The 14871-nt window shown below is 68.7% G+C and carries 9 protein-coding genes and 1 riboswitch; of the genes, 7 read left to right on the top strand and 2 right to left on the bottom strand.

Features of this window, described 5'->3' with window-relative positions; all coding sequences use genetic code 11:
- Both OHA88_RS38865 and OHA88_RS38860 read right to left on the bottom strand, forming a co-directional pair.
- Positions 1-1644, bottom strand: a complete 1644-nt coding sequence (locus tag OHA88_RS38865; protein WP_328628969.1) for a GMC oxidoreductase — start codon at positions 1642-1644, stop codon at positions 1-3.
- A gap of 429 nt (positions 1645-2073) precedes the next feature.
- Positions 2074-2841 carry a transglycosylase SLT domain-containing protein gene (locus OHA88_RS38860; protein ID WP_328628968.1) on the bottom strand — a complete coding sequence of 256 codons (768 nt, stop codon included), beginning with the start codon at positions 2839-2841 and terminating at the stop codon, positions 2074-2076.
- 2 nt (positions 2842-2843) lie between these two features.
- A riboswitch (cyclic di-AMP (ydaO/yuaA leader) is annotated at positions 2844-3031 on the bottom strand.
- Positions 3032-4621: 1590 nt separating this feature from the next.
- Between OHA88_RS38860 and dacB the strand changes: the two genes are divergently transcribed.
- The 7 genes from dacB (at position 4622) to OHA88_RS38825 (ending at position 14293) form a co-directional block, all read left to right on the top strand.
- Positions 4622-6244 carry a D-alanyl-D-alanine carboxypeptidase/D-alanyl-D-alanine endopeptidase gene (gene dacB, locus OHA88_RS38855; protein WP_443044326.1) on the top strand — a complete coding sequence of 541 codons (1623 nt, stop codon included), beginning with the start codon at positions 4622-4624 and terminating at the stop codon, positions 6242-6244.
- A gap of 350 nt (positions 6245-6594) precedes the next feature.
- Positions 6595-7497 carry an AraC family transcriptional regulator gene (locus OHA88_RS38850; RefSeq protein WP_267006791.1) on the top strand — a complete coding sequence of 301 codons (903 nt, stop codon included), beginning with the start codon at positions 6595-6597 and terminating at the stop codon, positions 7495-7497.
- Between the two features lie 234 nt (positions 7498-7731).
- Entirely contained in the window at positions 7732-9693 is a 1962-nt protein-coding gene (locus OHA88_RS38845) for a maleylacetate reductase and hydroxyquinol 1,2-dioxygenase domain-containing protein (protein ID WP_328628967.1), read from the top strand.
- A 14-nt stretch (positions 9694-9707) separates the two neighbouring features.
- The gene (locus OHA88_RS38840) at positions 9708-11471 is read left to right on the top strand and encodes an FAD-dependent oxidoreductase (RefSeq protein ID WP_328628966.1); all 1764 of its coding nucleotides are present in this window, start codon (positions 9708-9710) and stop codon (positions 11469-11471) included.
- Between the two features lie 89 nt (positions 11472-11560).
- The gene (locus OHA88_RS38835) at positions 11561-12343 is read left to right on the top strand and encodes a CoA transferase subunit A (RefSeq protein WP_326813748.1); all 783 of its coding nucleotides are present in this window, start codon (positions 11561-11563) and stop codon (positions 12341-12343) included.
- Complete coding sequence (locus OHA88_RS38830) at positions 12343-12987, top strand: CoA transferase subunit B (protein WP_267006787.1); 645 nt, start codon at positions 12343-12345, stop codon at positions 12985-12987. The genes OHA88_RS38835 and OHA88_RS38830 overlap by 1 nt, the downstream gene beginning before the upstream one ends.
- A gap of 115 nt (positions 12988-13102) precedes the next feature.
- Entirely contained in the window at positions 13103-14293 is a 1191-nt protein-coding gene (locus OHA88_RS38825; RefSeq protein WP_328628965.1) for a thiolase family protein, read from the top strand.
- Positions 14294-14871: the final 578 nt, after the last annotated feature.

Here is a 14871-nt window from a genome sequence, read left to right as displayed (position 1 = left end):
TCACAGGTCGGTGGCGATGATCTTCTCGATGTTCCGTTCGGCGAGCGCGGTGATGGTGACGAACGGATTGACGCTGGTGTTGCCGGGGATCAGCGAGCCGTCGATGACGTACAGGCCGGAGTAACCGTGCAAGCGGCCGTAGTTGTCGGTGGCGCGGTTCAGCACCGCGCCGCCGAGCGGGTGGTACGTGAGGTGGTCGCCCCAGATCTTGTAGGTGCCGAAGAGATCGGTCCGGTAGATCGTCCCCTCCTTCTGGTTGATCCTGTCGAAGATCGTCCTGGCGGCGTCGATGGACGGCTGCTTCCATGCGGTCTGCCAGTTCAGGTCGACCTTGCCCGTCGCGGCGTTCCAGGTGAACTCGGCCCGGTTCGGGTTCTTGGTGATGGACAGGTAGAACGAGGCGAACGTCTCGATCCCGGTGGGCAGCGGCGCGACCTCGGCGAACGCGCCACCGGCGGCCCAGTTGTCGATGCCGCCGGTGGGAATGGATGCCTGGAGGCTGCCGGTGGGGTCCCACAGGTGGTTGGCCCGGCCGCACATGACGTTGCCGTTGTCGCCCCATCCTTTGCCGATCTCGTCGTTCAGGTCGGCGAGCGCGCCGGTGGCCTTCAGCTTGACCAGGAGCTTGCTGGTGCCCACGCTGCCGGCCGCGAAGAACACCCGGTCCGCGGTCACCGTCTTGGTGGCCGTGGTGACACCGCCGGTGTCGATCTGGTCGATGACGACCGTATAGCCGCCGCCCGCCGCCGGAGCGACCGAAGTGACCTTGTGCAGCGGCGAGATGGCGACCCTGCCGGTGGCCCTGATCCGGTCGATGTACGTCTTCTGCAGCGATTTCTTGCCGTAGTTGTTGCCGTAGAGGATCTCGCCGGCCAGCGCCGACCTGGGGACGGTTCCGGCCTCTTCCTGCTTCATGTAGTCCCAGTCGTACACGGTGGGCACGAAGACGAACGGGAAGCCGGCACGCTGGGCCTGCTTGCGGCCGACCCGGGCGTACTGGTAGCACGCGGCGGTGTCGAACCAGGCAGGATCGATGGTGCTGGCACCGAGCCCGGCATTGGCGCGCGGGTAGTAGATCCCGTACATCTCGTCGGCGTCCACCGACGGGAGGACGGCCCCGAAGTTCTCGCGCTTGGGGGTGACCGCCATGCCACCGTTGACCAGCGAGCCGCCACCGACACCGCGGCCCTGGTAGACCGTGATCCCGCTGAACTCCTCGGCGTCGAGGATCCCGGTGCTGCGGGTGACGTTCTTGTCGATGGGGAAGCCGAGGAAATTACTGAGGGGCTGCTTGGTCCTGGTGCGGAGCCAGTACGACCGGCTGTCCGGCGAGGTCGTATTGGCGAAGATCTTGCCGTCCGGGCCGGGGGTGTCCCAGGCCATGCCCATTTCGATCATGTGCACGTCGACGCCCGACTGGGCGAGACGCAGGGCGGCGACGGATCCGCCGTATCCGGTGCCGATCACGAGGGCCGGGACATGAGCCCCGGAGTCGATCGGAGCGGCCGCGGAGCCGACCCCGGCCTGGGCCGGGGTGCTGTGACCCGCGAGGGCCACGGCACCTAAAATAGAACCAGTTCCTGTGATGAATCTTCGACGCGAAACGCCCTTGGTGCCTGCATCATGCATGGTAGAGTCACTCATGTGACACGCCTCACTCTCGACAGAGTGAAACTCGTTCTACTGCCGTTTGCGCGTTAAGTCACTACATACCTGTGGGTAACTTCCGCTCGGGGGCGTACCCCGGATACGCCACACCGGGCGTCAGCGCACAGCGGGCCGGTCCGCGATGTACCGCTCGACCGCCGCCGAGCGTCGACCCACGCAGCAGGGTCCGGCGACGGGGCGTGAACACCAGGCGAGGAAGCCGAATCCACGGCCGATGCGGTAGCTCCTGTGACACCCTCGGACGGATTCGATCGGGACACCGGCCTCCCGCAGGGCGCCTGCGTAATCGGTCCCCCTGGCCGCACGTGCCGAGCGCCTGCGCGAGCAGGGACGGGAACGGGTGGCGAGGCCCCCTCGGACCCTCGCCACCCGTCACTCCTCAACCGGCATCAACGCAACCGGGCGTCAGTAAGCCCCGAACACGTTGTCGATCGAACCGTACTTGGCGGCGGCGTAGTTGCACGCAGCCGTGATGTTGGCGACCGGGTCGTAGATGTCCATCGACGTGCCGGCCACGTGGTAGGCCTTGAACGTGGGGTCGATGACCTGCAGGAGCCCCTTGGACGGTGTGCCCTTGGCGGCGTTCGAGTCCCAGTTGTTGATGGCCTTGGGGTTGCCCGAGGACTCGCGGATGATGTTGCGGTGGATGCCGTCGTAGCTGCCGGGGATGCCGTGCTGCGCCATGACAGCCAGCGACTCCTTGATCCAGCCGTCGAGGTTGTTCGTGTACGTCACGGGCTTCGCGACGGCAGGGGTGGCACTGCTCGCGGCCGGCTTGGACTCGACAGCCGTGGACTCGGCCTTGGCACCGATGGTCAGCTTCATGCCCGGGCGGATCAGGCCGGGGTCGGAGCCGATGACCTCGCGGTTGTCCTGGTACAGCTGCTGCCAGCCGCCGGTCACGGAATGCCCAGCGGCGATCTTGTAAAGGGTGTCACCGGCTATCACGGAATAGACGGAGGGCGTAGCCTTCGCGGCGGCAATTGCCTTGGCAGGGGCCGCAGCGGGCGCCACAGTCTTTGTGGCGGCGGTGACGGACTGCGCCGGCGCTGCCGAGGCAGTGGTCGCACCGATCAAAGGAAGCGCGAGAGCGGCTCCCCCCGCGCTCACGGCGATGAAACCGCGAGTCAGCGAACTGGACGTACGACGACGGTGGTTACCCGTTGCGGGCATGGTGCATTCCTCTCCGTCGCCTACGAGGTGAGCTGTCGGGTTCAGGCTGGAGTTGCCTGGCCGTATGGGAATACGGCTTCACCCCTAGCCGTTCCGGATACCGGATCGGCTGCTTACCTGGGTCCCCCGCTCCTGCCGTACGTGAGTGGTCGGATTCCCGGACGGCGGCAGGATTCGGCGTTCCATCCGGATTGACGGTGACCGTAGGCGAGAAACTCCGACCTGAACAAGCCCCCACTTTTCGATCACAATTCATTTACAAGATCGAGTCGGGGAATTATCGGAAATCCACACCCGCCCGCGAAGCCAATTTTCTTGGCGCAGAAGGGAACCGAGCGGTACGCCGTCGCGTCCGCGGGTCCGGAAAGTGACCCTCGCCACTCGGTCCGAAAAGGGCGATTTGCCCGGCAGGCGAGGCCTCGACCCGTGCGAGTCATGCATTCACTGACATGGAGAGCAATTTCTCTCTATTAACCAAATTGGGACATTTAAGACATTTGCGGACGGGCGAGGTCTTCGACTCGTCGGGACGGACGTCCCCGCGGGAGGCAACAGCAGAGGCGGCAGCGCATCAGGCCTCTCCACCGGCTGCGGCACACGAGTGGCCGCCCACCGACCGGGGCGCGCAGGCTCACGCGAACGACGCCCCGACGGGCACAGGAGGTGCCGTACGCCTTCGGCGTGCCCGGCATGGTGCGCGAACGCCCTGCCCGCCCGCCGGGGCCGTCCGGCAGCACGAGAGAAGTGACGGCGATGGAGCGCCCCGGGTGCTGATCACCGTGCCGCTCTCGCCGCGCAGCATCGCCCGGCCATCGGCTTGCTGCATACCGGCCGTCCGGACCGGGCACAGCGGCGGGCCCTGGTCGTCCTGCAGTCCCGGCCGGCGAAACCGGGCAACACCCACCCGCACACGATCGTGATCGCCACCGCTGAAGCCGTCGGTCGAGGGGCTCCGGCCGGATGAACCCGACGTGGCCTCGAAGGCTGCTGGATCGATCTTCTTCAGCTTCCCGGCAAAGCGGGAGCGCTCTGCAGGAGTCCTCGCTTCGTCCTCTTCGGAGGAAGCATCCCTCGGGCTCGTCCGGTTCTCGGAGGAGTTCGGAATCGGTCACATCGCCGGTCGTAGCAATGCAGCGACCTCTGCCCGGCGGCGTTGCGGGACAGCCCTTGATGGCAGTCGGGGCCTCGGCTGCTTATCCGAATCCATCCCGATCCTGTGCGTCGAAACCAGCGGTGAACACGCCTGCTCCGGAAGCGATGGGGTAACGCCCCACTTGTCGCCCTGCGTTGATACAGCGATCGCCGGAAGCAGGGGCAGTGGCCGCAGAGTCGAGAGGCGCGCATTCCACCAGTCGATTCCTTCCACCACAATCGTTTCCAAGCCGACGGATTCATCGGAGAAGACCGCCGCGTTGAATCAATCCTCGGAAGTCGGCATGAGCTCGCTTGCATCCCTTGATGCCTGCCGTGTTCCCACGTTGCGCAGTCCTCGTAATCGATTCGGCCCGGCAAAAATTCTGTCGCGCATCAGGTGCGTCGCGACGGAACCGTAGGCAAGGTTCATTCCGGACCGGATGAATCAGTGAATGCCGCCTGAATGCTGATCAGATGCCTTCCAAAGCCACCATGTTCACTGCAGGAACGGTGAGCTGTACCGATTGCGGACAGGAGCAGGCCTCCGTCCGACCCGTCGCCCCTCGGCACCCCGGCCCGGTTGCCCCCTGGATCCGAACGCCGTAGGCCTTCCGCCGAGGATCCGGATGCCTGATCATCTCTTTCCATGCGCATGCCAACGACTCACCGAAGATTCCGCCATCGGGCCTTGCTCTGGGCCGTCGCCGCAAGCCTGGCTCTGACAGCCACCTCAGGAGCGCCGGCCGGGGCCGACACCCCGGCGCCCGGCCTGTCGCAGACCCTTGACCAGATTCTCGGCGACACCCGGTTGAACGGCGCCCAGGTCGGAGTCGTCGTCAGCGACGCCGAGACCGGGCAGACGCTCTATCAACGCAACGGCGATGGCCGCCTGGTACCCGCATCCAGTACCAAACTTCTGACGTCGACCGCGGCCATGGCACTGCTGGGCCCCGACTACCGGTTCAGCACCGACGTGCTCGCGGACGGCTCCCGCCACGGGTCCGTGTTCCAGGGCGACGTGTATCTTCGCGGCACCGGCGACCCCACGATGCTGGCCGAGGACTACGACCGGCTGGCCGCCACGGTCGCCGCAGCGGGGATTCGCCGGTTCACCGGCCGACTGGTCGCTGACGACACCCGGTTCGACAGCAGCCGGCTCGGCGCGTCCTGGGCGGCCGACGACGAGTCGGCCTATTACTCGTCGCAGATCTCTCCGCTGACGGTGGCCCCGGACACCGACTACGACGCGGGCACCGTGCTCCTCTCGGTGGCCCCGGGCTCCGCGCCCGGCGAAGCGGCCGCGGTGAAAGTCACCCCGTCCAACGACTACGTCCGCATCGACAACCGTGCCACCACGGTCGCCGCTGGTGGGAGCCGTGCGATCACCGTCGATCGCATGCACGGCAGCAACACGATCGTGGTCAGCGGCAAGATCCCCGTCGGGAGCACGCCGGCCACATCCTGGACCAGCGTCTGGGAGCCCACAGGCTATGCGGCCGCCGTCTTCGCGGACGCGCTGGCCGCACACGGAGTGAAAGTGACCCGAGGCACGGTGCTGGGCAAGTCCGTCCCGCAGGGTGCCACGACCCTGGCGTCCCATCCGTCGATGCCGCTGAAGGATCTTCTGACGCCGTTTCTGAAGCTGTCCAACAACAACCATGCCGAGGTGCTGGTCAAGACCATCGGTTACGAGGTGAAGGGCAGCGGAACCTGGTCGGCCGGGCTGTCGGCGATCGCCGACCACCTGCGCACCCTCGGATTGGACCCTGCTGGCCTGCGTCAGATGGACGGCTCCGGCCTGTCGAGGATGGACGTGGTCTCCACCGAGCAGTTCACCGGACTGCTGGTCGCCGTGCGCCATCAACCGTGGTTCCAGGAGTGGTACGACGCCCTGCCGATCGCCTGCGCGTCCGACCGGATGACCGGCGGAACGCTGCGCTCCCGCATGTGCGGGACCGCGGCTGCGGGCAATCTGCACGGCAAGACCGGCTCGCTGACCGGCGTGTCGGGGCTCTCCGGCTACGTCACGGACGCCGACGGCCGGAAGCTCGTCTTCAGCTTCGTCAGCAACAACTACGTCGCGAGCTCGGTCAAGAGCATCGAGGATGCGGTCGGAGCGGCGCTCGCCGGCTACAGCGTGAAGGGCGCACAGCAGCCGCAAGGTACGGCCCGGTCCGACCGGCCCACGACCGATGCGCCCACTGCAAGGGATGAGCAGTCCGGGCGCACCGACCTCGAATGCTCCTGGACGAAGCCCGCGAGCTGCTGAGCGACGGTCGGGGCACTCCAGGACGGCGCACGGATCCGCGAGGCGCCGACCTGATCCGGCCGGTGGTCGACCGGATCAGGTGAGGGGCGGGGACCCACCCCGCCCCTCACCTGTTGCCGTTGCCGGCCTGCTCGCGCGGCTCAGCACGCGAGTGGTGATCAGAGGTGCCCGGCGTCGGGTTTCAGGTCTGAAGGGGGCGCCTCCGGCGGCGGTAACCTGTGCGACTCGGCGGACGCTCACCGAAGGCCGACCGGATCAGCGGGAAGGTCCGGGCGGCCCGACGGGGAATACATCACAATGATCCAACATTCAATAAAAGTGATACGGCGCGGACCGCACGGGAGAATCGCATGGGACTTTCGACCTCGGGCGAAACGATGCCTGAGCTGGGACTCCTCGACACCACTGGCATCCTGCGCCGGCCAGGGGTGAGCCCGGAGCGGACCAGCTCAGGACTGGGCTGGGAGCACGTGTACGTCTCCACCCAGCGCGAACAGCCGTATCACGCCACATTCGAGGCTGCGCCCACCCACCTGCTGATCCTGCACCTGGGCGGCCCGGTGACCGTCCGGCGCCGAATCAGCCGGTCGATGCGGGCCCAGCGCATTCCGGCCGGGGGGATCTTCCTCCACCCCGCGGGCCGCGCGCTGGACGTGGAACTCCAAGGGGGACTCGACACCGTCCACCTGTACCTCAGCGACTCGGTCCTGCAGGCAGCGCACGGAGAGGGCGGGACGGTGGAACTCGCCGAGGAGCTGGGCAGCTCCGATCCGCTGATCGAGCAACTCGTCCTGGCTCTGGACGGTGTCGTACGGCTCCGGGAGCCCTCCGCCCGTACCTACGTGGATCACCTGGTGGGAACGCTCGCTGCTCAGCTCGCCCGGGCACACGCGGCCGGCCGGCCCGTGGACCGCGACAGCGCGTCGTCAGGACTGACGAGCCGGCAGCTCATGTCCGCACGCGAGTTGATGGAGACACGGATCTCCGAGCCGCTGCCCGTCGCGGAGCTGGCCTCGGCCACCGGTCTGAGCGCGAGCCAGTTCAGCAGACAGTTCAGGGCCAGCACCGGGAAGTCACCCCACCAGTTCCTGCTCCAACTGCGGCTGGACCACGCACGTCGGCTGCTGCGCACCACGACGATGCCCATCGCCGACCTGGCCGCCCACTGCGGCTTCTCCCACCAGGAGCACCTGACACGCGTGATGCGCGCCAAGCTGGGCACGACCCCTGCTGCCTTCCGTCGGGCTTGCTGACCTTCGATTCCGCGTCCCGCGCCGCCGCATTCACTCCTGCCCGCCCCACCGCACGCGCCGCTGCACCCGCCTTCCGGTGTGGCTCAAACCCGTCCGCGACCCCTCTCACGACCACGGCGCCGCGCCGATCCGGCAGAAGATGCGCGCGAAACGTGCAGGAAACGGGGGGGCCACGGCCCCGACACTCGGTGGCAGACATCCAGGGACCCACGGCACACGCGAAGGCGGAAAGCGATGAGGAACTTCGTCCACACCTCCCACCCCTCGCGGGTCATCTTCGGCACCGGAACAGCCGGCCAGGTCCGCGACGAAGTCGAGCGGCTCGGCTGTTCCCGCGTCCTGCTCCTGTCCAGCCCGCCGGTGGCCAAGGCCGCCGCCCGAGTGCGAGATGTCCTCGGGGACCTCACCGTGGCGGAGTTCGACGGTGCCGCGATGCACACCCCGGTGGAGGTGACCGAGCGAGCGCTCGACGTACTCCGGGAACACGCCGCCGACTGTCTGGTGGCTGTCGGCGGCGGTTCCACGACAGGGCTGGCCAAAGCACTGGCTCTGCGCACCGATCTCCCGCAGCTGATCCTTCCCACCACATACGCGGGCTCCGAGGTCACCCCCGTACTGGGCGAGACGCAGGACGGACGCAAGATCACCCGGTCCTCGCCCGCGATCCTGCCCGAGACCGTCGTCTACGACGTCGAGTTCACCCGTGACCTGCCGGTGGGCATGTCGGTCACCAGCGGAGTCAACGCCCTGGCCCACGCCGTGGAGGCCTTGTACTCGCCGCAGGCGAACCCGGTGATCGACGGCATGGCGCTCGACGCGGTCCGCAGGATCGCCCGCTCCCTGCCGGCTCTCGTCGCCGAACCGTCCGACACCGCGGCACGCGCCGACCTTCTGCATGCCGCATGGCTCGCCGGTACCTGCCTCGCCTCCGTCGGCATGGGACTCCACCACAAGCTGTGCCACACACTGGGCGGTACGTTCGGCCTGCCGCACGCCGAAACACACACGGTGATCCTGCCGCACGCCATGGCCTACAACGCCCCTGCCGCCCGGGACGTCATGAACCGCATCGCCGAAGCACTGGGCGTGGCGGACGCGCCGAGCGGGGTGTTCGACCTGATCGCCTCCGTGGGCGGCCCCACCTCGCTGGGCGAGCTGGGCATGGCGCAAGCGGATCTGCCGGAGGCCGCGCGGCTGGCCGTCGCCACGCCGTACCCGAACCCCCGGGAGCTGACGTACCAGGGCATCGAGAGCCTGCTGCAGGACGCCTCGCGGGGGCGTCGTCCGGCAGCTACCGCGGTGCAGGCTCCCCCGGCACTCGGGGCGACTGCGGACCTGGAGCGCCTGACCGATCAGGTTGTGGCGAGCTTCGCCGACTCACCGGATCCGCGGGTCAGGCAGCTGCTCGGTGACCTCGTACGGCACCTGCACCACTTCGTGACGAGCAACGACGTCACCGAATCGGAATGGCAGCACGCCGTTGATTTCCTGACCCGCACCGGACAGATCTGCACGAGTACCCGCCAGGAGTTCGTGTTGCTGTCCGACACCCTCGGGGTCTCCAGCATCGTCGACCTGCTCACCAATTCGCGCACCCCCGAGACCACACCGTCAGCGGTGCTCGGACCGTTCTACACGGACGGTCCCCCGGAGACCGCACAGGGCGCCGACATCTCGCGAGGTGTCGCCGGCACCCCATTGTGGGCCGACGTCCGCATCACCGACACGGACGACCGCCCCCTGCCGGACGCCGTCGTGGATGTGTGGCAGGCCAACAAGGACGGGTTCTACGACGTCCAGCTGCCCGAGCACGAAGGCCCGGTGCTGCGGGGGCGCCTGCGCACGGACGACCAGGGACGGCTGCGCTTCTGGACGATCCTGCCGGCCGAGTATCCGATCCCGGACGACGGGCCGGTGGGGCAGATGCTCCAGGCCGTCAACCGTCATCCCTACCGTGCCCCCCACCTCCACTTCATGATCTCCGCGCCCGGCCACCGGCGCCTGATCACCCAGTTGTTCGTGAAGGGCGGCCCGTACCTGGACTCCGACACCGTGTTCGGCGTCAAGGAGGGACTCGTCATCGACTTCGAGCCCCGCACCGGCCCGACCCCGGACGGCCGCGCCGTCGACGGGGAGTGGCGCAGCCTGCAGTTCACCTTCCGCATCGCCCGCATCGCCGACGCACCGGCAAGCTGACGAGGAGCAGTCCCATGAAATCGACCCACGCCTACGACACCGACGTCCTCGTGGTCGGCAGCGGCCCCGCCGGCGGATCCGCGGCCCTGCTTCTGGCCACCTACGGCATCCGCACCCTGCTGGTCACCAAGTACGGCTGGCTGGCCAACACCCCCCGCGCGCACATAACCAACCAGCGCACCATGGAGGTGCTGCGCGACCTCGGCGTCGACGCCGAAGCCGCCGCGGCCGGAAGCCCCGCCGAGCTCATGGGCGACACCGTCCTGTGCACCGCCCTGGCCGGCGAGGAGATCGGCCGGATCCGCAGCTGGGGCACCGGCCCGCACACGGCGACGGAGTACGGTGCCGCCAGCCCCGTGCAGATGATCGACCTCCCGCAGACCTATCTGGAACCGATCCTGGTGAAGAACGCCGCGGAGCGGGGCGCCAAGGTCCGGTTCGACACCGAGTTCCTCAGCCTGGAACAGGACGCCGACGGAGTCACCGCCCGGCTCCGGGACCGCCTGCGCGGAGACGAGTTCACCGTGCGCGCCCGCTATCTGATCGGTGCGGACGGCGGCCGCAGCAGTGTGGCCGAGCAGGTCGGGCTACCGATCGCCGGGCAGAGCGGCAAGGCCGGCAGCATGAACATCACCTTCAAGGCCGACCTCTCCCGGCACGTGGCCCACCGCCCGAGCGTTCTGTACTGGGTGATGCGTCCCGGCGCCCATATGGGCGGCATCGGCATGGGCCTGGTGCGCATGGTGCGGCCATGGAACGAATGGCTGCTGGTGTGGGGATACGACATCGATCAGCCCCCGCCCGAGATGGACGAGGCGACCGCCCGGGACATCGTCCACGACCTCGTCGGCGACCGGGACATCCCCGTCGAGATCACGTCGAGCTCGCTGTGGACGGTCAACCACAGCTACGCCACGACCTACTCGGCCGGGCGTGTCTTCTGCGCCGGGGACGCGGTGCATCGGCACCCGCCGTCCAACGGTCTCGGTTCCAACACCTCGATCCAGGACTCGTACAACCTGGCCTGGAAGCTCGCCATGGTCATCCGTGGTCAGGCCGGACCGGGGCTGCTGGACTCGTACACCGCCGAGCGGGCGCCGGTGGGCAAGCAGATCGTCGACCGCGCCAACCTCAGCCGCGACCAGTTCGGCCCGATCTTCCAAGCGCTCGGACTCGACGAGTACAGCGAGGAGGACGACATCGCCGGCGGCCTCGCCGCGTGCCGCAGCGAGACGGCCGACGGCACCAAACGCCGGCAGGCGCTGGAGGAGGCCATCCAGCTGAAGAACTACGAGTTCAACGCCCACGGCGTCGAGATGAACCAGCGTTACGTCTCTTCCGCCGTCGTCCCGGACGGCGACGCCGGCGAGGTGTGGGCACGGGACCCGGAGTTGTTCCACCAGCCCTCGACCCGTCCCGGTGCGAAACTGCCGCACGCCTGGCTCGTCGACGGCGACGGCAACCGGCTGTCCACGCTGGACGTCGTCGGCAAGGGCGCCTTCACCGTGCTGACCGGGCTGTCCGGTGGCGAGTGGGAGGCCGCCGCGGCCGAATGCGGGAACACCCTGGGTATTCCGCTGAAGTGCGTGCGCATCGGCTCCGAGAACAGCCGCGACGCCTACGGCGAGTGGCGCCGCACCTCGGGGATGGCCGAGGACGGTTGCCTGCTCGTCCGCCCGGACGGACACATCGCCTGGCGGTCCTCCCGGGCACCGCAGGCCGGCTCCTCGGCCCGCGCCGAGCTGCTCGGCGCGTTGAGGGCCGTGCTCCAGTGCTGACGGCACGGCACAGGCCCCACTCAGGATCACACGAACCGAGGCTGACGCCGGTCCGGCGGTCTGCCGGACCCGAACGGAGTGCAGTGCACATGGACAAGGTGGTTGCCACCGCCGAGGAGGCGCTGGCCGACGTCATGGACGGAGCGTCGTTGGCCGTGGGCGGCTTCGGCCTCAGCGGTGTTCCCAATGTGCTGGTCCAGGCGCTGTACGCGACCGGCGCGAGCGGGCTCAGCGTGGTGTCCAACAACTGCGGCGTGGACGGCGGCGGCCTCGGCATCCTCCTCGCCGCGGGTCGCATCGCCCGTGTCACCGGCTCATACGTCGGCGACAACAAGGAGTTCGCCCGTCAGTACCTCTCGGGGGAGCTGCTGGTCGAGCTGACGCCGCAGGGCACGCTCGCCGAGCGCCTGCGAGCCGGCGGCTGCGGCATCCCCGCCTTCTTCACCCCCGCCGGGGTCGGCACCCAGGTCGCCGACGGCGGCCTGCCCTGGCGCTACGCACCCGACGGCAGCGTGGCAGTCGCCTCGCCGCCCAAGGAAATACGCGAGTTCGACGGCCGGCGTCACGTGCTCGAGCACGGCATCACCACCGACTTCGCACTCGTCCGCGCCGCCAAGGGCGACCGCCACGGCAATCTCGTCTTCCACCGCTCGGCCCGCAACTTCAACCCGCTCGCCGCCATGGCCGGCCGCGTCACCGTCGCCGAAGTGGAGCAGCTGGTCGAGCCCGGCGAGCTGGACCCGGACGAGATCCATCTCCCCGGCGTCTTCGTCCAGCGGGTGGTCGAACTGACGCCGGAGCAGGCCGCGGACAAGCAGATCGAACGGCGCACTGTTTCCGCGCCTCCGGCACGAGGGACGGTGCGGCGCTGATGGCTTGGACCAGGGACGAGATGGCCGCACGCGCGGCGGCCGAAATCCAGGACGGTGACTACGTCAACCTCGGCATCGGACTGCCCACGCTGGTGCCCGAGCACATCGCCGAAGGGGTGCATGTGGTGCTCCAGTCGGAGAACGGCATCCTCGGCGTCGGCCCGTACCCGGCCGACGCGGACGTGGACCCGGACCTCATCAACGCGGGCAAGGAGACGGTCACGGTGCTGCCGGGCGCGAGCTTCTTCGACTCGTCGCTGTCCTTCGGGATGATCCGAGGCGGTCACATCGACGCCGCGATTCTGGGGGCCATGCAGGTCTCCGCCGCCGGGGACCTCGCCAACTGGATGATCCCGGGCAAGATGGTGAAGGGCATGGGCGGTGCGATGGATCTCGTCCACGGCGCCCGGCGGGTGGTCGTCGTGATGGACCACTGTGCCAAGGACGGCAGCCCGAAGGTCGTCGAGGCCTGCACCCTGCCCCTGACCGGCAGGGCATGCGTCGACCGCATCATCACCGACCTCGGCGTCCTGGACGTCACCGAGGACGGTCTCGTCCTCGTCGAGACGGCTCCCGGCGTCAGCGTGGACGACGTCGTCAGCCGTACCGCCGCGCGCGTACGAGTGCCCGACACCATCGGCTGACTGCGGTCGGCCCACCCCCTGATCGCCCGCCGGCCGAGTCTCCTGGACAGCGCCCCGGACCGGCGGGCCGGCATCACCCACCCCCGTTTCTCCCTCTCCACCGCAAGGAGTCCCGATGAACGAGTACCTGCGGGACGTCTACGTCGTCGACGCCGTCCGTACCCCGATCGGCCGCTATGGCGGGGCCCTGTCCTCAGTGCGCCCCGACGACCTCGCCGCCGGCGTGCTGCGCCGTCTGCTCGACCGCAGCCCCGCCCTGGACCCGGGCCTCATCGGCGACGTGCTCTTCGGAAACTCCAACGGCGCCGGGGAGGAGAACCGCGATGTCGCCCGCATGGCGGTACTGCTGGCCGGCCTGCCCGTCACGGTCCCCGGAGCCACCGTCAACCGGCTGTGCGGCTCGGGGATGGAGGCCGTCATCCAGGCCGCCCGTGCGGTGGCGCTCGGCGATGCCTCCATCGCGGTGGCAGGCGGCGTGGAGTCCATGAGCCGCGCCCCGTGGGTGATGCCCAAACCGGAACGGGCCTTCCCGGCAGGGAACCAGCAGCTGTACTCCACCACCCTGGGCTGGAGGATGGTCAACCCGCGCATGCCCGAGGAGTGGACCATCCCGCTCGGCGAGAGCGCCGAGCTGATCGCCGACAAGTACGGAATCACCCGCGAGGCCCAGGACGTCTTCGCGCTCGCCAGTCACGAGAAGGCCTCGCGAGCGTGGCAGGACGGTGCCTACGACACCGAGGTGGTTCCCGTCGACGGTGTCGACCTGCCCCGCGACGAGGGGATCAGGGACGACACGTCCCTCGAGGCGCTGGCCCGCCTCAAGCCCGTCTTCCGTCAGGGCGGTACGGTCACGGCCGGCAACGCCTCGCCCCTCAACGACGGCGCGGCAGCCCTGCTGCTGGCCGACGAGGCCGGGCTGGCCGAGATCGGTCGTGAGCCGCTGGCCAGGATCAGGGCCGGCGCCGTGACCGGCATCGAGCCGCAGTACTTCGGTCTCGGCCCGGTCGAAGCCATCCGCAAGGTCCTGACGAAAGCCGGGCGCGACTTCGGCGACCTGCGCACCGTCGAGCTCAACGAGGCCTACGCCGCCCAGGCACTGGGATGCCTCGCGGCACTGCCCGACCTCGACCCCGACGTCCTCAACACGAGGGGCGGAGCCATCGCCCTGGGACATCCCCTCGGCGCCTCCGGCGCCCGCATCGCCGGAGCAGTCGCCCACCAGCTCGCCGAAGCGGGCTCGGGCACGGGTCTGGCCGCGCTGTGCATCGGTGTCGGGCAGGGCCAGGCCCTGGTCCTGGAGCGCTGAGTCACGCCCGGCAGTCGGCGCACCGCGGCATGGCGGTGGCCGTGTCGTGGGTGCGGTGGGCATCCGGGTGAGTGCCGCGGTCGCGAGGTCGTCACCCCCGGATGGGCGTACCTCACTGGATCGAGTCACATGAGCTGGTTTCGGCCGCGTGTGTCACCGCGCCACCATTGAGGAGCGTGTGGGCGTCGCTCTGCCGTCTCAAGGCTGCGGCGCCCCCGGCACAGCTACCTCCCCGTCAGGCACACGCCACTCGCATGCAGTACGGCAAGACCCGTGCGCAGCTCATCGCCGTCACGCCGGGCGCGATCGTGGATGAGGCGTGAATCGGGCAGCGATCGCTCCGCGCTCCCGGCGCCAGGCGTCCGGCAGCGAGGACCCTCCGGTGCCGTCGAGAGCTTCCGGCCGCGCCGATGTGATCGAGTTCGAGTGGCAGCCCGACGGTGATCAGCTGAGACTGAGGCAACGGTTCTGAACCGGACAACACGTCCCGGCCTCATGACTTCCGGACTACTCGATCCGGCCATCGAAAAGCGCGAGTACAGGGCGCCGACCGTCATGGCCGACGACTCTCGAAAGTT

Origin of the sequence: Streptomyces sp. NBC_00353 (assembly GCF_036108815.1) — a bacterium.
Lineage (GTDB): Bacteria > Actinomycetota > Actinomycetes > Streptomycetales > Streptomycetaceae > Streptomyces.
Note: the sequence above shows the minus strand (reverse complement) of the source record. Positions and strands in the feature narration are given on the sequence as shown.